The following is a 23,645-nucleotide window of genomic DNA, read 5'->3' on the forward strand; positions in this document are numbered from 1 at the left end:
TTTAAGTTCCAGAGTTTCTCTGGAATTCCGCAAGAGCCCTCTTTAAGAGGGCTTTTGTTTTTGTGCTATTTGTATTATCAATTGCTTGTGGTGATTGATATAATGTAACTCTTTTGAGATGGGCTTATAGCCCATTTTTTATTTGTAAAACCTCAGCATTAGGGTTCGCTATGCAGGATTTGAACGCATTGTTGGATAAGTCATTGAGTCAGCTCGGTTATGAGCTGGTTGATATGGAAATCAGCAATCGAGGCAAGTTGATTCGCTTGTTTATAGACAAGCCGGAAGGCATCAATATTGATGACTGCGTACTGGTGAGTAATCACTTGAGTGATTTGCTGGCCGTTGAGCACGACATAGATTACGACAGATTGGAAGTTTCTTCCCCCGGTTTGGACAGGGCATTGAAGAAAGAAGCCGATTTTGTGCGCTTCAATGGTGAACGTGCACAAGTGAAGTTACGTGTTCCCGTTGAAGGACGTAAAAATTTTGTAGGTATATTGCGTGGTTTGGAGCAGGACCAGTTGGCCATTGAGTGCGAAGGCGTGCTACATCATGTAGCGCTTTCCAATATCGATAAGGCCAAGTTAGCGCCTGAGTTCTAAACACCCAACATTTGGCGGAGATTGAAATGAGTCGCGAAATTTTACTATTGGTTGATGCCTTGGCCCACGAGAAGAACGTGGCCAAGACGGTTATTTTCACAGCGCTGGAATTAGCGCTGGCTTCAGCCACCAAGAAGCGTTTCCCTGATGATGCGGATGTCCGCGTCGAGATCAATCGCGAAAACGGCGAATATAATTCTTTCCGCCGCTGGCAAATTGTTGAAGATGAGTTGCTGGAAAATCCAGCAGCTCAAATTGCACAGGATGACGAGCGCGCTGCCAATCTGTCCATAGGTGACTACATTGAAGAGCCGCTTGAGTCTGTAGAGTTTGGCCGAATTGGCGCCCAAGCTGCTAAGCAGGTGATTTTGCAAAAAGTGCGTGAAGCTGAGCGCGAGCAAATTCTCGATGATTTCCTCGCACGCAAAGAGCACCTGGTGACTGGTGTGATCAAGCGCATGGAAAAGGGCAATGCCATTATCGAGGTGGGCAGGATTGAATCCATGCTGCCGCGCGAACACATGATCCCTAAGGAAAATTTGCGAGTGGGTGACCGCGTGCGCGCCTATTTGTCGCGTATCGAACGCGGTGGCCGTGGTCCGCAATTGATACTGTCGCGTATTGCACCTGAATTCCTGATCAAGTTGTTTGACCTGGAAGTGCCTGAAATTGAAGAAGGCCTGTTGGAAATTCGTTCTGCGGCACGTGATCCTGGTCTGCGTTCCAAGATTGCGGTGAAGTCTAACGACCAACGTCTGGATCCTGTAGGCACTTGCGTAGGTATGCGTGGTTCACGCGTACAAGCGGTGACTGGTGAGTTGGCCGGTGAGCGTGTGGATATTGTGCTCTGGTCTATGGAGCCTGCGCAGTTTGTGATTAACGCCATGGCACCTGCAGAAGTTTCCGGCATTGTGGTGGACGAAGATGCGCACAGCATGGACGTCATTGTCGATGAAGAACAACTGGCCCAGGCCATTGGTCGTAACGGCCAAAACGTCAGACTCGCATCTGAGCTGACTGGTTGGACGCTGAATATTCTGACTGAAGAAGAAGCTGCGAAGAAGAACGAAGAAGAGCACACCGGCATTCTCAGCCTGTTTGTCGAGAAGCTGGATGTAGATGAAGAAGTGGCGGACATCCTGGTGCAAGAAGGTTTCAGCACTCTGGAAGAAATTGCCTATGTACCGCTGGCCGAGATGAGCGAAATTGAGCGTTTGATGAGGACACCATCAATGAATTGCGCAAGCGTGCACGTGCTGCCCTGCTGACCGAGGCGATTGCCAAGGAAGAAAAGGTAGGCGAAGCCGCTGACGATCTATTGCATATGGATGGTATGGATGATTCCACCGCGCGTACCCTGGCAGGTAAGGGTGTAACGACGATGGATGATCTCGCTGATTTGGCTGTTGACGACTTGGTTGAATTGACCGGCATGGATGTTGAGCGCGCCAAGCAATTGATCATGACCGCGCGTGCGCCTTGGTTTGCCTAAGGCAAAAGTTAGAGCGTAGCAGAAATGCACTGTTAGTCAGTGCAAACAGAAAGAGACTGGAGTAACAGGATGGGACAATCGAGCGTAGCACAGTTTGCCAGTGAATTAGGGCTGCCGACTGAACTGCTTCTGGAGCAATTGAAAGGTGCAGGTGTCACTAAGCGGGCATCCGATGACACGTTGACTGAGCAAGACAAGAACTCGCTCTTGGAATATCTGCGCAAAGAGCATGGCTCTGAGACTGCCAAGACCAAGATCACCCTCACGCGTAAGCAGGTTACTGAGATCAAAAAATCGGACAGCAGCGGTAAGGCGAGGACGATACAGGTTGAAGTGCGCAAAAAGCGTGTATTGGTACGTCGTGATCCTACGCAAGATCCTGTTGCTGAAGAAGAATTGAGCGCTGAGTCAGCAGAAAGCTTTGTTGAAGAAACTGCTGCTGAAGTGGTGGTTGAGCCTGTACTAGAAGCGGTGGCTGAAGTTGAAGCCGCTGCTCCTGAAGTAGAGCCAGAGCCTGTGGTTGAAGTCATCCCTGAGCCAGAGCCCGTGGTTGAAGCTGCGCCAGAGCCGGAACCTGAAGCGCCTGTTGCAGAACCCGTCGTAGCTGCGGAAGAAAAACCTGCTGAACCTGTACGTACCAAGCTCACCGTCAAGGAAATCTTGGGTGCGGATGAGCTTGCCCTGCGTGAGCGTGAAGCCAAGCGTCACGCCGCTCTGGTTGCTATTCAAACTGAAGAGCTGCGCAAGAAGCAAGAAATGGCGCAGCGCCGTCAGGAAGAAGAAGCCAAGCGCGCGGCAGCAGCCGCTGCCAATGCCAGCAAGCTCTCTGAAGGTACATTGCACAAGCCCGCAGCCAAGGAAGCGCCTAAGGCTGAAGATAAGAATGCCAAGAAGTCAGGCAAGGGCAGTGCTAAGGAGTGGGCAGATAAGGATAGCAAGAAGCGTCCAGGGGTGAAGACCCGTGGTGATGCTGCTGCCACACCAGGTTGGCGCGCACATAAAACCAAGGGTAAGGCGCAAAAAGGCAATGATGCACAACACGCCTTCAATGCACCGACTGAACCTATCGTTCATGATGTATTGGTACCTGAAACCATTACGGTGGGTGATCTCTCGCACAAGATGGCCGTGAAGGCGAGCGAAGTGATCAAGACGCTCATGAAAATGGGCATGATGGTCACCATCAACCAAGTGCTAGATCAGGAAACCGCGATTATTATCGTTGAGGAAATGGGCCACAATGCCAAGGCGGCAGCGTCTAACGACCCGGAAACCTTCCTCGATGATGCTGAACATGCAGAAGCTATTCAGGAATCACGTCCACCAGTAGTGACCGTCATGGGTCACGTCGACCATGGTAAAACCTCGCTACTCGATTACATTCGCCGTAGCCGTGTAGCTTCTGGTGAAGCTGGCGGTATTACCCAGCATATCGGCGCCTACCATGTGGAAACCCCGCGTGGCATGGTGACCTTCCTGGATACCCCTGGTCACGAAGCCTTTACTGCGATGCGTGCACGTGGTGCCAAGGCCACTGACGTGGTGATTCTGGTGGTAGCAGCGGATGATGGCGTGATGCCACAAACCATAGAAGCTGTGCACCATGCCAAGGCGGCAGGTGTGCCTCTGGTGGTTGCAGTCAACAAGATTGATAAATCCGAAGCCAATCCAGAACGTGTGAAGCAAGAGTTGGTGACACATGAAGTCGTGCCTGAAGATTGGGGTGGCGACACCATGTTTGTCGAAGTCTCTGCCAAGACTGGTCTGGGCATAGACAATCTGCTGGAAGCGGTATTGCTGCAAGCAGAAGTGCTGGAGCTGACCGCACCTAAGAATATCCCGGCCAAGGGCCTGGTGATTGAAGGTCGTCTGGACAAGGGTCGTGGCCCAGTGTCTACCATTCTGGTACAAGCTGGTACGCTGAAGCGTGGCGACATGATTCTGGCAGGTTCCACCTATGGCCGTGTGCGTGCCATGCTGGATGAGTCTGGTCAGGATGTGAAAGAAGCTGGCCCATCGATTCCGGTGGAAATTCTCGGCCTTTCTGATGTGCCTAGCGCAGGTGAAGAAGTCATTGTGCTGAATGATGAGCGCAAGGCGCGAGAAATTGCCTTGTTCCGTCAAGGCAAGTTCCGTGACGTCAAGCTGGCCAAGCAACAAGCCGCCAAGCTGGAAAATATGTTCGAGCAAATGGGCGAAGGCGAAGTCAAGGTCTTGCCATTGATCATCAAGTCCGATGTACAAGGCTCTTACGAAGCGCTGGCGACTTCGCTGCAAAAATTGTCCACCGACGAGGTTAAGGTCAATATCATTCACACAGGTGTGGGTGCGATTACCGAGTCTGATGTCAATCTGGCAGCGGCTTCCAAGACAGTGATTATCGGCTTTAACGTACGTGCCGATGCCGGAGCGCGCAAGCTGATCGAAAGCTCAGGCGTGGATGTACGTTACTACACCATCATCTACGAAGCTGTGGATGAAGTGCGCGCAGCCTTGGGTGGCATGTTGTCGCCAGAGCAGAAGGAAAACATCATTGGTACCGTGGAAGTGCGTGAAGTGTTCCGTATTTCCAAGATTGGTGCTGTTGCTGGTTGTTATGTGCAGGATGGTCTCATCCGTCGTAACTCCAAGATACGCTTGATCCGTGACAACGTGGTCATCCATACCGGTGATCTGGATTCCTTGAAGCGCTTTAAGGATGACGTCAAGGAAGTGAAGGCTAACTTTGAGTGCGGCTTATCCTTGAAGGGTTACAACGAAATCGAAGTCGGCGATTTGCTCGAAGTCTTTGAAGTCGTGGAAGTGGCGAGAACTCTGTAGTTTATGGCCAAGGTATTTTCAAGAAGCGACCGTGTGGCCGAGCAGATTCAGCGTGAACTCGCTGATCTGCTGCAATTCGAGGTCAAAGACCCACGCGTGTCCATGGTGACGGTGACTGAAGTTGAGGTAAGCGGCGATATGGCGCATGCCAAGATTTACTACACCGCAGCTGCAGGCACGCCCGAATTGCAGAAGGGGCTGGAAAAAACCGCAGGTTTTCTGCGCAGCCAGCTAGCCAAGCGTTTGCTGCTGCGCACGGTGCCGCAACTGCATTTCAACTATGACGCCTCAATTGACCATGGCATGCACATTGCCAAGTTGATTGATGAGGTGTTACCTCCTGGTGAGCGCGAGCAAGACCCAGAAGACGATTAAAAGGCAAGTTAGGCGTGCAATTCAAACGTATCAAGCGTCGTATTGATGGCGTCTTGTTGCTGGACAAGCCTTTGGGTATTTCCTCCAACCAGGCGCTGCAAATCGCTAAGCGCCTATTTCAAGCAGCAAAAGCCGGGCACACCGGCAGTCTGGACCCGCTAGCCAGTGGCTTGCTGCCTATCTGTTTTGGTGAGGCCACCAAATTTTCCCACTTTCTGCTGGATGCTGATAAATCCTATAGAGCCCGTGTGCAACTAGGCAGCACCACCACAACGGGTGACGCCGAAGGCGAAATACTGCAAACACGCCCAGTGCAGGTGACCTTGGCACAGTTGCTAGCGACTTTGCAGCAGTTTATCGGTGAAATAGATCAAGTCCCGCCTATGTATTCTGCGCTGAAGCATGAGGGCAAGGCCTTGTACGAATACGCGCGCAAGGGCGTGGATATTGAGCGGCCAGCCAGACGCATTACCATTCATGATATCCAGCTGGAATCCGATACGCTGGAGCATGCGTGCTTCGATATTGTTGTCAGCTGTAGCAAGGGCACTTATATCCGTACGCTGGCAGAAGACATAGGCGAAGCGCTGGGCTGTGGTGCTCACCTCGCAGGCTTGCGTCGTTTGAATACCGCGCACTTCCACTTGGAAGATGCGGTCACCATAGAACAGCTAGAGCAAATGTCGCTAGAGCAGCGTGACCAAGTGCTTTTGGGGCCCGATGTAGCGATTGAGGACTTGCCCGAAGTCACCATAGATGCCGATAGCGCGTTTTATTTATTGCGCGGCCAAGAGGTCTGGAAATCAGGCTTGAAAATCGATGGTTTGTTCAGAATTTACTCCGAAGATGGTGTCTTCCTGGGTATAGGGGAGCAAACATCCCGCGGATCTATAGCGCCCAAACGCTTGCTTAGCCAGGCAAGTTAAATACAACGGTTTCCCCTCTCGCGCATTAGCAGCATTTTGCAAAAGTGGCTTGTTGATCATGAGTGTTTGATTGATCAGCAACTGACCTCCCACTTATACCAGCGCGCCCATATTGCTTCATTGAACTCACGCCCAAATAGCGTTATAATCGAAAAGTTGATTGTAAATGAATGCTCTAGCGGGATTGAAGTAGCCTGCATTTGCATTGACGCAAAACACATCTCAAACATTAGGATTAAGTTATGGCAATTACAGTACAAGAAACAGCAAAGATCGTTGCTGATTTCCAACAGGCTCCAAACGATACAGGTAGCCCAGAAGTTCAAGTAGCACTTCTAAGCGCCCGTATCACCTACCTTACCGAGCATTTCAAGAGCAATGCCAAGGATCACCACTCCCGTCGTGGTCTGCTGAAGTTGGTAAGCCAGCGCCGCAAGTTGCTGGATTACCTCAAGCGCAAGAATGCTGATCGCTATCGTACTTTGATCGAGCGTTTGGGCCTGCGTAAGTAATCATCGCGCACTTGTGAATTCATAGGATAAGCCGAAAGCAAAGCGGAAACGCGATGCTTATCGGCTTATTTTTTTATTAAAGGACAAATATTGTGACGGCAATCAAGAGAACGATTACCTATGGTCAGCATGAGCTGACTATTGAAACTGGCGAAATTGCTCGCCAGGCAGATGGTGCAGTCGTAGTTAGCTATGGCGATACCGTGGTCCTGGTGACCGTGGTAGGCAAGCGTGAAGTTAAGCCTGGTCAAGATTTCTTCCCATTGACCGTGGACTACCAAGAGCGTACTTATGCTGCTGGCAAGATTCCCGGTGGTTTCTTCAAGCGTGAAGGCCGTCCTTCCGAAAAGGAAACGCTGACTTCCCGTTTGATCGATAGACCACTGCGCCCCCTTTTCCCAGAAGCTTTCTACAATGAAGTGCAGGTTGTGGCGACTGTGATGTCGTCCGATAGCGAAATCGATTCCGATATCCCTGCGATTATTGGTGCTTCTGCAGCCATGGCGCTGTCTGGCATTCCTTTCTACGGCCCTATCGGTGCTGCTCGCGTTGGTTACATCAACGGTGAGTATGTATTGAACCCCACAGCCAGTCAGCTGAAGGAAACCCAACTGGACCTGGTGGTTGCTGCAACCGACAGCGCAGTTTTGATGGTGGAATCCGAAGCGCGCGAATTGCCAGAAGATATCATGCTGGGTTCCGTGGTTTACGGTCATGAACAAATGCAAGCCGTCATCAACGCCATCAACGAACTGGTGGCTGAAGTTGGTAATGAGCCATGGGACTGGACCCCGCCAGAAGAAAATACCGCGCTGATTGAAAAAGTCACCGCCACTGCGGGTGATGACATCAACGCGGCTTATCAAATCAAGTCCAAGGGTGCACGTTCTACCAAGCTTGATGAAATCAAGAGCCGTGTACTGGGCGAGCTGGTGACTGAAGAAACTTCTGCCAGCGAAGCCAACGAAATCAAGTCCATTCTGCACAATCTAGAAGCCAAGGTTGTACGTAGCCAGATCCTGAACGGTGAACCACGTATCGATGGTCGTGATACCCGTACCGTGCGTCCTATCAGCATTCGTACTGGCGTACTGCCACGCACCCATGGTTCTGCTTTGTTCACACGTGGCGAAACTCAGGCACTGGTTGTTGCTACCTTGGGCACAGGCCGTGATGAGCAAGTGATTGACGCCTTGCAAGGTGAATACACAGACCGCTTCATGCTGCACTACAACATGCCTCCATACGCCACTGGTGAAACTGGTCGCGTAGGTACACCTAAGCGTAGAGAAATCGGTCACGGTCGTCTGGCCAAGCGCGCCTTGCTGGCAGTATTGCCTAGCCAGGAAGAGTTTGGTTACACCATCCGTGTGGTTTCCGAAATCACTGAATCCAATGGTTCCAGCTCCATGGCGTCTGTCTGTGGTGGCTGCCTGTCTCTGATGGATGCTGGTGTTCCAGTGAAAGCGCATGTGGCTGGTATTGCCATGGGTCTGATCAAGGAAGGTAACCGTGTTGCCGTGCTGACCGACATTCTTGGTGATGAAGATCACCTGGGTGATATGGACTTCAAGGTAGCAGGTACTGAAACAGGTATTACTGCCTTGCAAATGGACATCAAGATCACTGGCATTACTGCAGACATCATGCGTGTTGCATTGTCCCAGGCCAAGGAAGGTCGTTTGCACATTCTCGGCCTGATGAAGGAAGCCCAGGGCGAGACACGCCAAGAGCTGTCTGCCTTTGCCCCGCGCATCATCACCATGAAGATCAATCCGGAGAAAATCCGTGATGTGATCGGCAAGGGTGGTGCTGTAATCCGTGCCTTGACCGAAGAAACTGGCACCACTATCGACATCGAAGAAGATGGCACCATCAAGATCGGTTGTGTCAGCGCAGAAGCAGGCGAAGAAGCCAAGCGTCGTATCGAGCTGATCACGGTTGAAGTGGAAGTGGGCCAGGTCTATGAAGGCACTGTGATCAAGCTGCTGGACTTCGGTGCGATTGTTTCGCTGATTCCTGGCAAGGATGGCTTGCTGCACATCTCGCAAATTGCGCATCAGCGCGTGAATGCCGTGGCGGACTTCCTCAAGGAAGGCCAAGTAGTTAAGGTTAAGGTACTGGAAGTGGACGACAAGGGTCGTGTACGTCTGAGCGCCAAGGTCTTGCTTGACCCGCCTGCCGCTGAAGAACCAGCTAGCGATGCGTCTGACGCATAAGCTTAGCATTTAGCCAGTCTGATTCAGGTCAGACTGGGCAAACAAAAAGGCCGGATGAAAATCCGGCCTTTTTTATTATCCTGTTAATGCTGCTAGGCTGCTTTTATAAATCGTAAAGATGATAGGCGCATTACGGTTTATAGTGCGTCGCTCTCCGCATGCGTGATACTAGATCCGCATGGAAGAACAAAAGCAGAAAGCTTATTTGGCTACTTGCTTTTCGCGGATTTCATCCAGCGTCTTGCAATCTATGCACAGTGTAGCAGTAGGACGTGCTTCTAAGCGTTTAAGCCCGATCTCCACACCACAACCATTGCAATAGCCATAGTCGCCTTCATCAATCTTGGACAGGGTTTCGTCTATCTTCTTGATCAGCTTGCGCTCGCGGTCACGGTTACGCAATTCGAGGGCCATGTCGGATTCTTGGCTAGCCCGGTCGTTAGGGTCAGCAAACATGGTGACTTCGTCTTGCATGGTATGTACCGTGCGATCAATATCATGACTCAGCTCTGCTTTCCAGTCGTTCAAAATCTTGCGGAAATGATTGAGTTGCTTGTCATTCATATATTCCTCATCAGCCTTGGGCTGGTAAGGAACAAACTGTCGTGTAATTGCTTCAGCCATGTGCGCCTTAAGTTAATTTTCGATTAACAGAAAAATAAAGCAGGCGCAAGTGTACACGGAATAATTGGGCGATGCAAAAGCCTTGTCTCGCAAGGCTTGCATAGTTTATGAGGCTATTTTGTATGTGCGGTGAAATTACCCGCTGAAATTAACTCGCTAGCTTGCCAGCTTCGCGCAATTCCAGGGCTTTCAGGGTGTTCTGCATCAGGGTAGCAACCGTCATGGGGCCCACACCGCCAGGCACTGGAGTAATCCATGCCGCACGTTGGCTGGCAGTGGCAAATTCAATATCGCCGCACAAGCTGCCATCTTGCAAACGGTTAATACCAATGTCGATGACGATGGCACCAGGTTTGATCCACTCACCCTTGATTAGGCCAGCCTTGCCTACCGCAGCAACCACCAAGTCGGCACGTTCAACTGCTGCACGTAAATCCTTGGTGTGGCGATGGCAACTGGTGACGGTACAGCCTGCCAGCAGTAATTCCAGCGCCATGGGTCTGCCCACATGATTAGAAACACCCACCACGACGGCGTCTAACCCGAGGATATTGACGCCCGTAGATTGCAGCAGCTTGATCACGCCGTAGGGGGTGCAAGAGCGTAGGGTAGGTTGGCGCACGGCCAGTCGACCAATATTGTAGGGATGGAAGCCATCAACATCCTTGCTGGCGCTGATGGTCTCTATAATCTTCTTTTCTTCTATATGGGCAGGCAGTGGTGACTGCACCAGAATGCCATCCACCTCATCATCATCATTCAGCTGCTGGATCAAAGCCAGTAAATCGGCCTCGCTGGTACTGGCGGGGAGATCATAAGCCAGAGAGCGGATGCCGGTTTTCTCACAAGCGAGGCGTTTGTTGCGTACATAGATGGCCGAAGCTGCATCCGTGCCTAACAAAATCACCGCCAGAGTGGGCGCACGCTGGCCTTGGGCCAAGCGCTTTTCAATCAATGATTTAATCTCGTCTAGCGTTGCTTCTGCTATTGCTTTACCGTTAATGATGTTGGCTGACATGACATTTTTTTCAAAAATAATGCGCTATTTTAGCAGAATCAGTTTGACCTTCCCTCTGGAGTGCGCTATATTTCTCGCCCTCGGGGTGTAGCGTAGCCTGGTAGCGCGCCTGCTTTGGGAGCAGGATGTCGGGAGTTCGAATCTCTCCACCCCGACCAAATTCTTCAATGTATAGATTGTCCGACAATCTGCCCGTAGCTCAACCGGATAGAGCACCAGCCTTCTAAGCTGGGGGTTACAGGTTCGATTCCTGTCGGGCAGGCCATACACTGTTAGATGTCGTAGTTTCAATGGTGGCTGTAGCTCAGTTGGTAGAGCCCTGGATTGTGATTCCAGTTGTCGTGGGTTCGAGCCCCATCAGCCACCCCACATTCCTCCCTTAAATATCCTCATTTGATTCGCCAGTTGCACTAGGCGAGCATGCTGTCCTTGGCTGCTGTCAGCCATGGCGCCAGTAGCATCCAGCGTGTTGATTTATGCGGGTGGGATGTAGGGAGTGACGCAACAAAACGGGTAGATTGAAGATTGATCAAGGCCATTTGATCAGCAGCCCATTTGATCAGCAGCTTAGATGGCCTATGTGCTTGAATTATTGATGGACACCTCAAGGCGTAAGCCGTAGACTGCCGCCACTGTTGTTTTGCACTCCTCATCGATTCAGGCCTTATTAGTTGCAATAGTGCTTGATGCAACCAGTCCACAGCGTTAAAGCCTTACCGTGTGGCCTACTTTCCCTTCCGGCTAGCAATTTCTCGGACGGTACAAATAGGTGCCGTTACCGCCTGCCGCTTGCATAGTAATAAGTTGCAATGTGGATGATGGACTGTGGAGAGCGCGCTTAAGGTATTACCCATACAGAAAAATATAGGAGTAATTATGGCTAAAGAAGAACTGATTGAGATGCAAGGTAAAGTGGACGAGGTGCTGCCAGACTCTCGTTTCAAGGTCATACTGGATAACGGTCATCAGATCATTGCCTACACTGGCGGCAAAATGCGCAAGCACCATATTCGTATCTTGGCGGGTGACAGTGTTTCAGTGGAAATGTCACCTTATGATTTAGGCAAGGGTCGTATTACTTTCCGTCATCTTGATGTGACGAATCGCGCTCCCAAGCCCACCAAGCAATTCAAGCGTTAGGCCATTGAGCTGAGCACCCACAGTGGTGCGCAGTATCAACCCAAGCCCTAGCTTTAACCATTCCTAGCACCCGTGCTAATGCTAACTTTAGCGCTTTAATGCAGCTGCAATTTGCTCTCTGACACGCTTCAGATTCGATTTGTGCAAGTTTGCGCAATGCGTGCATGGAGAGCTTGTTAGGACATGTTCTAAGTTCTCCCGCCATGCGTCTTCAGTAACATGGCTTGAATCCGTCAACGGTACTAATCTTGTGTGAACATGGCGATATGCTTATAGTAGCGCCATGGTTTACGCTCATACTTCCCCCCGCATGATTCCAAGAAAGCCGCGCTAATGGCTGCATTGCGCCCAACCTTGATCATCATCGATGATGATCCACTGATCTCCGATACCCTACATTTTTTGCTTGGCAAGGATTTTGAAGTCTACGTTGCCGAGTCACGCACCCAAGCCAAGAGCGTGTTGCGCCAGTTGCCAGAGCCACCTTCATTGGCCTTGGTTGACTTGGGGCTACCGCCAGTGCCGCACAAGCCTGATGAGGGCTTCAAAGTCATAGGTGAGTTGCTGGCCCATTCCCCCACCATGAAGATTCTGGTGTTGTCGGGGCAAAATGAAGAGGTCAATGTCAAGCATGCGCTGACCTTGGGTGCGGTCGATTTTATTCCCAAGCCTTGTGATGTCGATAAGCTGCGCGAATTCTTGCACAACGCGCTGAAGTTGCAGGACGCCGAACTGGGAGAGAATCAGTCCGCGAATGACGGTTGGGGTCTGCTGGGCAAAAGCTTGCCCATGGATACCTTGCGTACACAGATCACGCAATTTGCCGACGCGCCGTTTCCGGTGTTGATCGAAGGTGAGTCGGGCAGTGGCAAGGAGTTGGTGGCAAGTTGCTTGCATCGCTTCAGTCGCCGCTCACAACAGCCCTATCTATCATTAAATTGTGCGGCGATTTCGCCCAACTTGGCAGAATCCATCTTGTTTGGACATGGCAAGGGCTCTTTCACTGGCGCTGCCAATGCCCATACCGGCTATTTCGAAGATGCGGGTGAAGGCACGCTGTTCTTGGATGAGGTTGGCGAATTGCCGCTGGAGCTGCAATCCAAGCTGTTACGCGTGCTGGAAAATGGTGAGTATCAACGCATAGGGGAAACTCAGACCCGCCGCTCGCGCGCTCGTATAGTCGCGGCGACCAATCGTGATTTGCGGGAAGAGGTGCGTAAAGGCAATTTCCGAATTGATCTCTACCACCGACTTAGTGTGTTTGCTGTGCGTGTGCCGCCTTTGCGCGATCTGGATCAGGACAGATTATTGCTACTGGAGCATTTCAACCTGTTTTATTCGCGTGAAACCGGGCAGCAGCCGTTTGAACTGGATGAAAAAGCCAGACAGCGCTGGATGGCTTACCACTTCCCTGGCAATGTGCGGGAGTTGCGCAATATCATCATCCGCCTGGTGGCCAAGTATTCCGGGCGTATTGTCAGTGATGTGCAGTTAGCATCCGAGCTTGATTTGATGCATAGCGGATTTGCCAGTGCTGCGAGTGGCCCTAGTGAAACAGCATTGCTCAGTGACGATGCCGCGATGGCAACGCAAGCGCACAAACATCTGCAGACGCAGGCCAATGTCAATCTGGATCAGGTGCTGAAATCCTGGGAGCGTGCTTATGTCGATGCTGCCATGAAAATTACCCACGGTAATCTTAGCCAGGCCGCCAAGCTCTTAGGCATCAATCGCACCACCTTGTATAGCCGTATTCAACTGCAGCAGGATTACAAAGGCGAATAGTGTATTACGCTCACTTCGGCCTGAAAGAACCGCCCTTTAAAATCACCCCCAATACCGATTTTTTCTTTACTGGCGGTAACCGCGGTGCAGTGCTGGAGGCCGTGCGCTACGCCATTCTGCATGGCGAGGGCATCGTCAAAGTGGTGGGAGAGGTGGGCAGTGGCAAGACCATGCTCTGCCGTATGCTACAAGCGCAGTTGCCGTCCCAGGTAGACAGCGTTTACCTGGCCAACCCCAGCATGGCACCTGAAGACGTGTTGTATGCAATTGCTCAGGAATTGCATCTTGACGTCAGTGTGGAGGCAGGGCGCTTGGAGGTGATGCAGCGATTGCAACAACTCTTGCTGGAAAAGCATGAGGCCAAGCGCAGGGTGGTGGTGTTTGTCGAAGAGGCGCAGGGCATGCCTTTGGCTACCCTGGAAGAAATCCGCTTGCTCACCAACCTGGAAACCCGCCACGACAAACTCTTGCAAATCGTGCTCTTTGGCCAGCCAGAGCTTGATGATAATTTAGCCTTGCGCGAAATCCGTCAGCTCAAGGAGCGTATCACCCATAGTTTTTATCTCGGGCCGCTCAAGTCCGAGGAAGTGGGGGATTACCTGATGTTCCGCCTGCGTGCTGCCGGATATGCCGGGCCGCCGCTATTTACTCAGCGTGCAGTCCGCTGCCTGGCCCGCCAGGCTAATGGCCTGGTGCGGCGGGTGAATATTCTGGCGGATAAATCCTTGCTGGCGGCTTTTGCCGCCAATACCTATCAAGTCACGCCCCGACATGTGCGGGCAGCCATACAAGATAGTGATTTTTCTGCCGTGTCTGCGCCCGCATTACCGTATCGCTGGTTGATGGCAGGTATGTTGGCGATAGGACTGATCAGTGCAACAGCCTGGGTTTATTTTGCGCCTGGGCCCATCGCCCAAGCGCCTCAGTCATCAGCTTTACAAGCCTTTACACCCCCTGCAATAGAAAATCCAAGTATGATGTCCGTGATTGAGCAACGGCGCGCTGAAGCTGGCGATTGGCTAGCAGCTCAGAGCGATTCTGACATTAGCCTGGAGCTGATTCGAGGACAAAATCTCGGCACGCTGCAACAGGCGTTGCAAGCTTGGTTACCTGAGCTGGTGCTGGATGAGTTGCATGTGCTGGAAACGCAGCAAGAATCAGGGGTTCTGGTGCTTTACGGCACATTTGCAGACAGGCAGCAGGCTCTGGACGAGCTCAATCGTTTGCCAGCGGCGGTGCAGCAAAACGCTCATCTGCGAACTATCGCTGGAATCAAGCAAGAATTAGCGCAAAATCAATAGCTTGATTGCATGCAGCTGTAATGTGAGATAAATTCAGCAAAACAATATCAATATCTAACGGGGAGTTGTGTCTTGTCCGGCCATTTGCCACGCGTTGTCAGCATTCTGATCTTGCCATTCGTGCTTGGTTTGGCCAGCTGCGCGCATCAATCTGCCGTCACACCTTCCAGCGGCCATATTGATGGCCACATCAATCCGACTATCCCTGATCCTGCGCTAGCCGCCAGCATTCCCGCGCCTGCCCGCAGCACTGCCTATCTACCTGCACCCAAGCCACGCACCAAGGAGCAGACTTATAGCGTGGTGGTCAACGATGTGCCCGTAAAAGAAATCCTCTTTGCGCTGGCGCGTGAGAGCAAGCTTAATATCGATATCCATCCTGCCATTCAAGGTCGCGTGACACTGAATGCAGTAGACCAGACCCTTCCTGCCATTCTGGAACGCTTGTCCAAACAGGTAGACCTAACCTATCGCGTAGACGGCAATGTGCTGAGCATTGTGCCTGACATGCCTGTGCTGCGAAGTTACAAGGTGGATTACGTCAATATGTCGCGCGATACAGTTGGATTTATAGGGGCTGCGGCTGAAATTGCCAGTACCGGACGTAGTGCATCCACTACCAGCGGAGCAGGTGGTAGCGCCAGCAGCTCCAGTTCTGGCACTTCAGGCACGGGTGCTGCCAATAGCTCACGCACTGCCGTTAATAGTGAATCAAAGAATCATTTCTGGCAGACCCTGATCCAGAATCTGCAAGATATCCTGGCTGAAACCGATAAAGAGGTCATCATCACCCGCGCAGGTAGCCCTGCGCAGCAGGCTGAGACAGCAACTCAGACGGCAGAAGATGGCACGGTAACGCCAGCCGCAGCAAGTGGCCGTACTACTAATGAAGATAGAGAGCAGGCTCGTACCGAATATAAAACCCTGTTTGCTGCCACCGTGATTGCCAGCCCGGAAGCGGGCATGGTGAGCATACGTGCAACCAGCCGACAGCATGAGAAGGTGCAAGAGTTCCTCGACAAGATCATGACCAGCGCCAAGCGCCAGGTGCTGATTGAGGCTTCTATTGTCGAAGTCACGCTTAACGACACCTACCAGGCTGGCATAGACTGGACTCGTCTGGGCAATGGTTTCAATATGACCAACCAGTTGGGCTTGAGCACGGTGCTGGCCCCAGCCGGAATTGCAGGTACTGCAGGCACCAGTGTGCCATTCAGCGTTGGCTATTCAAGCACCAATAGCAATATTGATTTCAACCTGCGCCTGCTGCAGCAATTTGGCAATACCAAGGTATTGTCCAGCCCCAAGCTCATGGTGCTCAACAATCAGACCGCTGTACTTAAGGTCGTGGATAACTTGGTGTATTTCACTATCCAGTCGCAGATTTCGCAGGGCACAACACTGGGCGCGAATAACCTGCAATCCATCACCACCACCCCCAACACAGTGCCGGTTGGTGTGGTCATGAGTGTTACCCCGCAGATCAATGACAGTGGCGCGGTCAATATCAATATCCGTCCGACAATTTCCCGCGTGCTTAGCTATGTACCGACCCTAACCCGCAATTAGGCTTGGGCACCACCCGCATTGAAAGTCGTATCCCGCAGATTCAGGTGCGTGAGCTGGAGTCTGTGCTGCGTATCAACAGTGGCAATACTGCCGTGCTCGGCGGCTTGATGCAGGACAATATCCAGCAAGCCAGTGATCATGTACCTGGCCTCAGCAAGATTCCGCTGGTGGGCAAGTTGTTCACGGGACGTAGCAATTTCAACGTCAAGACCGAGTTAGTTATCTTCCTGCGCCCCGTGGTGCTGCAGAATGCCAGCCTGGAAAGTGATGAGTTGAGCAGTTACAAGCAATATCTTCCTGCTCAGCAATTGCAGAGAATGATCAATGAGTCTGTTAATTAGCGCGCTACAGAAGGCGGAACAGGCTCGTAAACAGTCCGTGGACAAAGCGGATGTTGAGGATTTTCTGCTCGAACTTGCCCCACAGGAAGAGAGCAAGCCTGAGGATGTGGCTGCACCTGCCAGCGTTAATCTGGCACAAGAGAACGCAAGCAGGCAAAGGGCCGCTGCACAGCTGCTGGCAGCCAAAGCCAGTGCAGTAAAGCTGGAAACACGTATCTCACCTTTCATGCTGGGCTTGTTGCTGCTGTCGCTGTTGCTGATGATAGGGGCAGGTGTCTTCTGGTATCTCAGCTCCCTGACTCAGCCCGAGGTCATGATTGCAAAGCCTGTGACTCTGCCCGCACCCAGTACGCCCGGCGTAGCGAATAACGCAACCATAGAGGATGCTAGTGCGGAGACGCTACTCTCAGAGCCGCCGCTGGCAGAGACTGCCCAAACTCAAACTCCAGCCGAAAGCGTCGCTCAGCCCCCGCTGGAGGCATCGTCACTTAGGCCAGAGCGTGTTGCAGCCAATCCAAGCGCTAAATCACAAGCAAGTGTAGAGCCTGCCCCAGCTGTGCCTCCCGTATTTGGTGAGCCGCTCACAAGCTCAGAGGCAAGCCGGGTCTCGATCAGTAAAAATCGCGCTAGTGTAGGTGTTAGCCGGGATGTCATGACGGCATATGAAGCATTTAACCGCGGCGATGATCAGGCGGCACAGCAGGCTTACCGCCAGGCTCTGCAAGCAGATGTGCGCAATATTGATGCCTTGCTGGGTATGGCGGCGGTAGCGGCACGGCAGGGACGCCAGGCTGACGCGTTGGCGTGGTATGGCAAAGTGCTGGAACTCGAGCCGCGCAATAGCGTGGCCCAGACCGCCCTGCTGGATCTGCAAGGGCAAGCAGACCCCCAGGCCAGTGAATCGCGCCTTAAGACCATGATCAGTGCTAACCCGCAAGCCGCCCATCTGCACGCCGCACTGGGTCAGCTCTACATTAGCCAGGGTCAATGGCCGCTGGCTCAGCAATCTTTCTTTGAAGCTCATCACCTCGATGCCACTCATCCCGACTATGCATTCAACCTGGCTGTAAGCCTGGATCACATGGGCAAGTCCGCACTTGCCCTGCAATATTACCTGCAAGCACAGTCTTGATGGCCACGCATGCAGCAAGCAGCGTCAATCCGGCGCAACTGGCGACAAGAATCCAGCAACTTCAGTAAGTCTCTCCCGCTCATAGGGAAGAGGCTAGCCTCAAGTTGTCCGATTAACAGAACAAAAGTACTCATCACATGGTAGAACAGCGTCGCAAACTCCGTTTAGGGGAGTTGATGGTTCAGCAAGGCCTGATTAGTCAGGACCAGCTGCGCATCGCCCTTATGGAGCAGGAGCAAAGCAATATACCGCTGGGCAGGCAGCTGGTGCGCCTGGGCTTTATCACGGAATCTGTGGTGCGCGATCTGGTGGCGCATACCATAGGCCAGGAAAGCATAGACCTCGCCACAGTGATTGCCGATGCCGATGCGCTGAATATGGTGCAGGAAGCTTTGCCCGCCGTTATCATCTGTTGCCAGTCGCTTTCGACAGCAGCAACAAGCAGCTCACCGTGGCCATGTCCGACATGTTCAATGTGGTGGCGCTAGATCAATTGCGCAGCATTGTCGGGGTGCAGGTGCAGGTCAAGCCTGTGCTGGCTGCCGAAGCCCAACTCGAAGAATACATAGATCAGTTCTATGGCTACGAGCTGTCGGTGGACGGCATACTGCGCGAAATCGAGACTGGCGAAATTGATTACCAGAGCCTGCAATCGGTCAGTGATGAATATACCCAGCCTGTCGTACGTCTTGTGGGTGCGCTGCTCATGGATGCGGTCAAGCGCGGCGCTTCGGATATTCACTTTGAGCCAGAATATGCCTTCCTGCGCATACGTTACCGTATAGATGGCGTGTTGCAGCAGATTCGCAGTTTGCACAAAACTTACTGGCCAGGGATAGCGGTACGCCTCAAGGTGATTAGCGGCATGGATATCGCCGAAACCCGTTCGCCGCAGGATGGCCGCCTGAATATGAATCTGTGCGGCCGCCCGATTGATTTCCGCGTGGCCAGCCATCCCACCATACACGGTGAAAACATCGTGCTGCGCGTGCTGGATAGAGAAAAATCCATTATCCCGCTGGAGCGCATGAGCTTGCGCGGCGATGCGCTGGATGAACTCAAACTGATGATGACCCGGCCCGAGGGCATCTTGGTGGTGACTGGGCCTACCGGTAGCGGCAAGACCACCACACTGTATTCGCTGCTGTCATTCCAGAATACCGAAGCGGTCAACATCATGACCCTGGAAGACCCCGTGGAGTATCCGGTGACCATGATGCGTCAGACCTCGGTGGCCGAAGTTAATAAAGTGGATTTTGCCAATGGCATACGCTCCATCATGCGGCAAGACCCGGACATCATTCTGGTCGGTGAAATCCGTGATGCCGACACCGCCACCATGGCCTTCCGTGCTGCGATGACAGGCCACCAGGTATTCACCACGCTGCATACCAACTCAGCACTGGGCACATTCCCACGCTTGCTGGATATTGGTATTTCACCCGATATCATGGCGGGCAATATCATAGGCGTGGTGGCCCAGCGTCTGGTGCGCGTGCTGTGCCAGCACTGCAAACTTGAATATGCGCCCAATGATGACGAGCGCAAGCTGCTGGGCAGTACCCACCGTCTGGATTTGCGCATACACCGTGCGCAAGGTTGCAAGCAATGCAACTACACTGGCTATCGTGGACGTATGGCCATCATGGAGTTGCTGCGCATAGATCATGACATGGATGGCCTTATCGCGCGCCGTGCGCATTTCGATGAAATGCGCACCATGGCGCTGGATAAAGGCTTTACCACCTTGGCCGAGGATGGCATACGCCGCATTCTGGAGGGCTATACCAGTCTGGCCGAAGTCATGCGTGTGATCGATTTGACCAGCCGCGTGAGATAAGCCATGCCCAGCTTCGTCTACAAGGCAGTGGATCAAGGCGGCAAAGCCACTCGGGGTCGCATAGATGCGCTCAATGAGATTGATCTTGAGCTGCGCTTGAAGCGTATAGGCCTGGACCTGATCACCTTTAAACCTGCGAATGTGGGCAACAGCATGCTGGGGCGGCGCAGGGTCAGCCTGCAAGATCAGGTGATTTTCTGCTTTCAGCTGGAGCAGATGACCTCGGCAGGTGTGCCCTTGCTGGAAGGGCTGGTAGATTTGCGCGATAGCACGACTAACCTGAATTTCCAGAAAACCATAGGCGGCCTGGTATCGTCGGTGGAGGGCGGCAAGATGTTGTCGCAGGCCATGGCCGAGCATCCCGATGTGTTCAATCGTGTGTTTATCAGCTTGATACGCGCTGGTGAACAGACCGGGCGTCTGCCCGATATATTCCAGCATCTGGCAGAGACCTTGAAGTGGCAGGATGAGCTGATAGGCCAGACCAAACGTCTGATGCTATATCCCGCCGCGGTGCTGGTGGTGGTGACCGCAGCCGTGGTCTTTCTCATGACCTATCTGGTTCCGCAGATGGTGTCTTTCCTCACCAATATGGGACAAGAGCTACCGCTGCAAACCCGTATCTTGATTGCGGTATCGCATGCGGTGGTGAATTACTGGTGGCTGATGCTCTCGGTGCCAGTAGTGTTAGTGGTGGCGCTGGCGATAGGGGTGCGCAAAAGTCCCCAGGTGCGCTACCGGTTCGATGAGTTTGTGCTGGGTATGCCCATCATAGGGCCGATTCTGAATAAAATTATACTGGCGCGTTTTTCGCGCTATTTTGCCCTGATGTATCAGGCTGGCATTCCAGTGCTGGATGCCATGCGCAGCTGCGAAGAAATTGTGGATAACCGTGTGGTGGCCGAGGCACTTAACCGTGCCTGGCAACAGATCAACGCGGGCGAAAGCATGAGCGATAGTTTCCGCAATGTGGGTTTGTTTCCGCCGCTGGTGGTGCGCATGATACGCGTAGGTGAGAGCACGGGCGGCCTGGACAAGGCTCTGCTCAATATCAGTTACTTCTACGATAGAGATGTCAGTGAGTCCGTGGAGAAAATGCTCAAGCTCATAGAGCCTATCTTGACCGTGGTACTGGGTACCATTCTGGCGTGGATCATGTTTTCCGTGCTGGGCCCGGTGTACGATTCCTTCAGTCAACTCAAACTCTAGCCGCCATGTTCGAGCGCCTTATTCTTTGTGCCACCCATGACAAGCTGATAGCCGGACGTTGGAGTCTCGGCCGCTTGCGCAGTTACGAAGTGTTTATCAATGATGCGTAAGGCCATGCGGCGTTTGCGCAATATTTGCTGCGGAATAGCTATATCCCCATTTATGTCATGGTGGATGCCCAGGAAGAAGATTTCCATCTGGAAACCCTGCCACATGCGAGTGGTACAGCACGCAAGGAAATGTTGCAGCGCAAGCTCAACCAGGTCTATAGAGGCGTGACCTTCCGCGCCGCACAGTTCTTGTTGCGCGAGCGTGACAAGCGCAAGGATGACCGCTTTTTGTTTGTGGCCCTCACCAATAGCGAGTTTTTCCAGCCCTGGCTAGAGAGCATCATTGCCCAACAGGCACCGCTGGCTGGGGTGTACAACCTACCCATGACAAGTCAGTTTCTGCTGCAGAAACTCAAACTAAGTGCGGGGGATATTCTGCTCAGCGAGCAGCTTTCTTCCGGCTTGCGCCAGAGTTATTTGCACCAGGGCAAATTGCGCGTCAGCCGTCAGGTCAAACTACCTACGGAAGACCCCGAGCAACTGCCGTTTCTGCACCTGGTGGAAACCGACAAGGCCAGATTGTATTTGCTGAGTCAGCGCCTGATTGCGCGCGATACTGCACTCAAGGTGGTGGTGCTGACTTCATCATCGGCGGCAGAGCGTATCTCGCGTGATATCCAACAGGAGCAAGGCCTGGAGTGCCAGGCCATCAACCTTGCCACGGTGGCACGCCAGATCGGGCTGCCGCCAGCGCATGTGCAGCAACTGCCAGAGTTGATGCATATGCATTTGATGGCACGCGGTTACCGTCCGGCCAACTTGGCACCGGTGAGCATGATCAAGACGCACAGGCTGGAGTTTGTGCGCAAAAGCCTGGTGGCTGCAGCCCTTGTCATTGCCTCCTTGGGCTTGTTGTTCTCACTGCTGTATCTGGGGCAAGCCATAGACGACGCGCAAGAAATACAGCAACTTGTGGCCGATACGCGTGTGCAAGAGCAGCGCTATCAGGAAGCCGCCAACAATTTCCCGCAAACCCCAATGCCAGGCCTGGCCCTGGAAACCGCGGCCAAGGTGCGCGAGAGCATACATGCGCAAGAGCACACGCCACGCCGCATGATGCAGATTTTGAGCGCTGTGTTGGAGCAGATGCCCAGCATAGAATTGCAGCGGCTGCGCTGGGTGCTGAGTACAGACCCAGAATTCAAGGACGAGGCGCAAGCCATGGGGGCAATTCAGGCATCAGGCATTAGCAACAATGCGGAATTAGAGCTGGGATTTGTGACGGGTGAAATCCGCGGCTTCAGTGGTAATTACCGTGCCGCGCTGGAAAGCGTGCATCGCCTCGCAGAAACCTTAAAAGCCAATCCTGAAGTGCAATATGTCAGCATTGTGCAGCAGCCCGTGAATGTCAGCTCCTATTCCAGCCTGCAAGGCAGCACCACGGATGAGCGCACTGCCCAGCGCGAGAAAGCAGTGTTCAAGCTTAAATTGGTATTGAAGCCACGCCAAGAGGCTGAAGCATTGCCCTTGGCTACCTTGGAGGCTCAGCCATGAATTTGACGCGTCAGGACTGGATACGCCTGGCCTTGCCACTGCTGGCATTGCTGGTGGCGATCATATTTGCCATCGGCATGGTCAGTTACGCCCAAACCTATAGTCACGATCTGGATCAGAAGCGCCAGCAGCAAGAACAGCAACTCATGCAGGCCCGTTCACGGCTGCAATCTTCCGGGCAAGAGCGTGACAGCATCATCAAGTATCTGCCTATTTATCAGCGCCTGATTCAACAAGGCTTTATCGGGGAGGAGCGGCGTATCGAGTGGGTAGATGCGCTGCGCAATATCCATCAACGTGAGCATCTGTTTGGCATACGCTATAGCATAGGCGCCCAAGCGCCTTACAGTCTGAGTTATATTGCCAATCCTGCGCCATTCAGCCTGTACCGCTCGGTCATGACGCTGGAGCTGCCCATGCTGCATGAAGGCGATATTTTGTTGTTGCTGGATCAACTGCGGCAGACGCAGCCCGCTGCATTTCTACCGCGCGATTGCATCATTACGCGCAATGGCATCCTGACGGTACCCCTTAGCCTGACCCCGACCTTGAATGCTGCTTGCGAGCTGGACTGGTTGAGCCTGCGTGAATCCGAGAATGGAGTGAAGCCATGAACGTACGCAGTTTGATTGTCTTGCTGGCGCTGATGGCAGGGCCAGTGCAGGCCGCTGATTCCTTGGGTAAGCTCTTCACCACACCCACCGAGCGCGCCAATCTTGAGCGCCTGCGCCAGAACAGTCCTGGTCAATTGATAGAGCAAGTGTTGCCTGTCACGGATGAAGGTGCGGCGCTAGCACCGCCTGCTGTACAGTCAGAACTCAGCGTGCAAGGCTATGTGCGGCGTAGTGATGGTGCACGAGGTACGGTTTGGGTCAATCATCAACCTTGCAAGAGCGCAGTGAACATAGCCATGTACAAGTGGGCAGCTTGCCCAAGGAAAGCAGTCGCGACAGCAACCGCGTGCCTTTGACCGTGCCCAGCACCGGCAGCCAGGTTAAACTTAAAGCGGGGCAGTCTTATGATGCCAATACCGGGCAGATATCCGAGCGTAATGTGCACAGTGACCAGGCCGAGCATCAGGCGCTGGAACAAGGCGAAATCCGCTAGGGCATCATGTCCGGCCAGGGGACCTC

Annotated in this window: 19 protein-coding genes, 3 tRNA genes and 2 pseudogenes; 22 read left to right on the top strand and 2 right to left on the bottom strand. The window is 52.9% G+C overall.

The window, feature by feature from the left end; translation table 11 throughout:
• Positions 1 to 170: 170 nt before the first annotated feature.
• The 7 genes and pseudogenes from rimP (at position 171) to pnp (ending at position 8,949) form a co-directional block, all read left to right on the top strand.
• Complete coding sequence (gene rimP / locus JCM2850_RS09325) at positions 171 to 605, top strand: ribosome maturation factor RimP (RefSeq protein ID WP_025871399.1); 435 nt, start codon at positions 171 to 173, stop codon at positions 603 to 605.
• Between the two features lie 26 nt (positions 606 to 631).
• Positions 632 to 2,097, top strand: a pseudogene (gene nusA, locus JCM2850_RS18320) (transcription termination factor NusA).
• 69 nt (positions 2,098 to 2,166) lie between these two features.
• A complete protein-coding gene (gene infB / locus JCM2850_RS09335) occupies positions 2,167 to 4,917 on the top strand; it encodes a translation initiation factor IF-2 (RefSeq protein WP_025871401.1) in 2,751 nt (916 codons plus the stop codon).
• A gap of 3 nt (positions 4,918 to 4,920) precedes the next feature.
• Complete coding sequence (rbfA, locus tag JCM2850_RS09340; protein ID WP_025871403.1) at positions 4,921 to 5,292, top strand: 30S ribosome-binding factor RbfA; 372 nt, start codon at positions 4,921 to 4,923, stop codon at positions 5,290 to 5,292.
• 14 nt (positions 5,293 to 5,306) lie between these two features.
• Entirely contained in the window at positions 5,307 to 6,218 is a 912-nt protein-coding gene (truB, locus tag JCM2850_RS09345) for a tRNA pseudouridine(55) synthase TruB (protein WP_025871405.1), read from the top strand.
• A gap of 242 nt (positions 6,219 to 6,460) precedes the next feature.
• Positions 6,461 to 6,730, top strand: a complete 270-nt coding sequence (rpsO, locus tag JCM2850_RS09350) for a 30S ribosomal protein S15 (protein WP_015829110.1) — start codon at positions 6,461 to 6,463, stop codon at positions 6,728 to 6,730.
• Positions 6,731 to 6,822: 92 nt separating this feature from the next.
• Positions 6,823 to 8,949, top strand: a complete 2,127-nt coding sequence (pnp, locus tag JCM2850_RS09355; RefSeq protein ID WP_025871411.1) for a polyribonucleotide nucleotidyltransferase — start codon at positions 6,823 to 6,825, stop codon at positions 8,947 to 8,949.
• 201 nt (positions 8,950 to 9,150) lie between these two features.
• Here pnp and dksA read toward each other — a convergent pair whose 3' ends face one another.
• Positions 9,151 to 9,573: an RNA polymerase-binding protein DksA gene (gene dksA / locus JCM2850_RS09360; protein WP_025871413.1), complete on the bottom strand. Its 423-nt coding sequence runs from the start codon at positions 9,571 to 9,573 to the stop codon at positions 9,151 to 9,153.
• 148 nt (positions 9,574 to 9,721) lie between these two features.
• A complete protein-coding gene (gene folD / locus JCM2850_RS09365) occupies positions 9,722 to 10,591 on the bottom strand; it encodes a bifunctional methylenetetrahydrofolate dehydrogenase/methenyltetrahydrofolate cyclohydrolase FolD (protein ID WP_025871414.1) in 870 nt (289 codons plus the stop codon).
• Between the two features lie 81 nt (positions 10,592 to 10,672).
• On the opposite strand from folD, the gene JCM2850_RS09370 reads away from it, so the two are divergent.
• The 15 genes and pseudogenes from JCM2850_RS09370 to JCM2850_RS21630 all read left to right on the top strand — a co-directional run bounded on the left by JCM2850_RS09370 (position 10,673) and on the right by JCM2850_RS21630 (position 23,619).
• A tRNA-Pro gene (locus tag JCM2850_RS09370) sits at positions 10,673 to 10,749 on the top strand.
• A gap of 30 nt (positions 10,750 to 10,779) precedes the next feature.
• A tRNA-Arg gene (locus tag JCM2850_RS09375) sits at positions 10,780 to 10,856 on the top strand.
• 28 nt (positions 10,857 to 10,884) lie between these two features.
• Positions 10,885 to 10,960 (top strand) — tRNA-His (locus tag JCM2850_RS09380).
• A gap of 507 nt (positions 10,961 to 11,467) precedes the next feature.
• On the top strand, positions 11,468 to 11,731 hold the full coding sequence (infA, locus tag JCM2850_RS09385) for a translation initiation factor IF-1 (protein ID WP_025871416.1): 264 nt from the start codon (positions 11,468 to 11,470) through the stop codon (positions 11,729 to 11,731).
• Between the two features lie 333 nt (positions 11,732 to 12,064).
• Positions 12,065 to 13,516 (top strand): sigma-54-dependent transcriptional regulator, encoded by a 1,452-nt coding sequence (locus tag JCM2850_RS09390; RefSeq protein ID WP_025871418.1) that lies wholly within the window; start codon positions 12,065 to 12,067, stop codon positions 13,514 to 13,516.
• Entirely contained in the window at positions 13,516 to 14,817 is a 1,302-nt protein-coding gene (locus JCM2850_RS09395) for an ExeA family protein (protein ID WP_025871420.1), read from the top strand. The genes JCM2850_RS09390 and JCM2850_RS09395 overlap by 1 nt, the downstream gene beginning before the upstream one ends.
• 72 nt (positions 14,818 to 14,889) lie before the next feature.
• Positions 14,890 to 16,386, top strand: coding sequence for a secretin GspD/PilQ domain-containing protein (locus tag JCM2850_RS18325; protein WP_439645855.1), 1,497 nt, complete (start codon positions 14,890 to 14,892; stop codon positions 16,384 to 16,386).
• 2 nt (positions 16,387 to 16,388) lie between these two features.
• Positions 16,389 to 16,727, top strand: coding sequence for a type II secretion system protein GspD (locus tag JCM2850_RS24285; protein WP_439645856.1), 339 nt, complete (start codon positions 16,389 to 16,391; stop codon positions 16,725 to 16,727).
• Positions 16,711 to 17,859, top strand: a complete 1,149-nt coding sequence (locus JCM2850_RS09405) for a tetratricopeptide repeat protein (RefSeq protein WP_025871421.1) — start codon at positions 16,711 to 16,713, stop codon at positions 17,857 to 17,859. The genes JCM2850_RS24285 and JCM2850_RS09405 overlap by 17 nt, the downstream gene beginning before the upstream one ends.
• A gap of 137 nt (positions 17,860 to 17,996) precedes the next feature.
• A pseudogene (locus JCM2850_RS18330) lies at positions 17,997 to 19,699 on the top strand (GspE/PulE family protein).
• A 3-nt stretch (positions 19,700 to 19,702) separates the two neighbouring features.
• Positions 19,703 to 20,908 carry a type II secretion system F family protein gene (locus JCM2850_RS09415; RefSeq protein WP_025871422.1) on the top strand — a complete coding sequence of 402 codons (1,206 nt, stop codon included), beginning with the start codon at positions 19,703 to 19,705 and terminating at the stop codon, positions 20,906 to 20,908.
• A gap of 134 nt (positions 20,909 to 21,042) precedes the next feature.
• Positions 21,043 to 22,512: a hypothetical protein gene (locus JCM2850_RS18335; protein ID WP_051525352.1), complete on the top strand. Its 1,470-nt coding sequence runs from the start codon at positions 21,043 to 21,045 to the stop codon at positions 22,510 to 22,512.
• Complete coding sequence (locus JCM2850_RS09425; protein WP_025871423.1) at positions 22,509 to 23,126, top strand: hypothetical protein; 618 nt, start codon at positions 22,509 to 22,511, stop codon at positions 23,124 to 23,126. The genes JCM2850_RS18335 and JCM2850_RS09425 overlap by 4 nt, the downstream gene beginning before the upstream one ends.
• Complete coding sequence (locus JCM2850_RS09430; RefSeq protein WP_025871424.1) at positions 23,123 to 23,482, top strand: hypothetical protein; 360 nt, start codon at positions 23,123 to 23,125, stop codon at positions 23,480 to 23,482. Before JCM2850_RS09425 ends, JCM2850_RS09430 begins: the two co-directional genes overlap by 4 nt.
• Positions 23,473 to 23,619 carry a hypothetical protein gene (locus tag JCM2850_RS21630; RefSeq protein ID WP_159105149.1) on the top strand — a complete coding sequence of 49 codons (147 nt, stop codon included), beginning with the start codon at positions 23,473 to 23,475 and terminating at the stop codon, positions 23,617 to 23,619. The genes JCM2850_RS09430 and JCM2850_RS21630 overlap by 10 nt, the downstream gene beginning before the upstream one ends.
• The last annotated feature ends 26 nt before the right edge of the window (positions 23,620 to 23,645 follow it).

This window comes from Methylobacillus glycogenes JCM 2850 (assembly GCF_000617925.1).
GTDB classification, from domain to species: Bacteria; Pseudomonadota; Gammaproteobacteria; order Burkholderiales; family Methylophilaceae; genus Methylobacillus; species Methylobacillus glycogenes.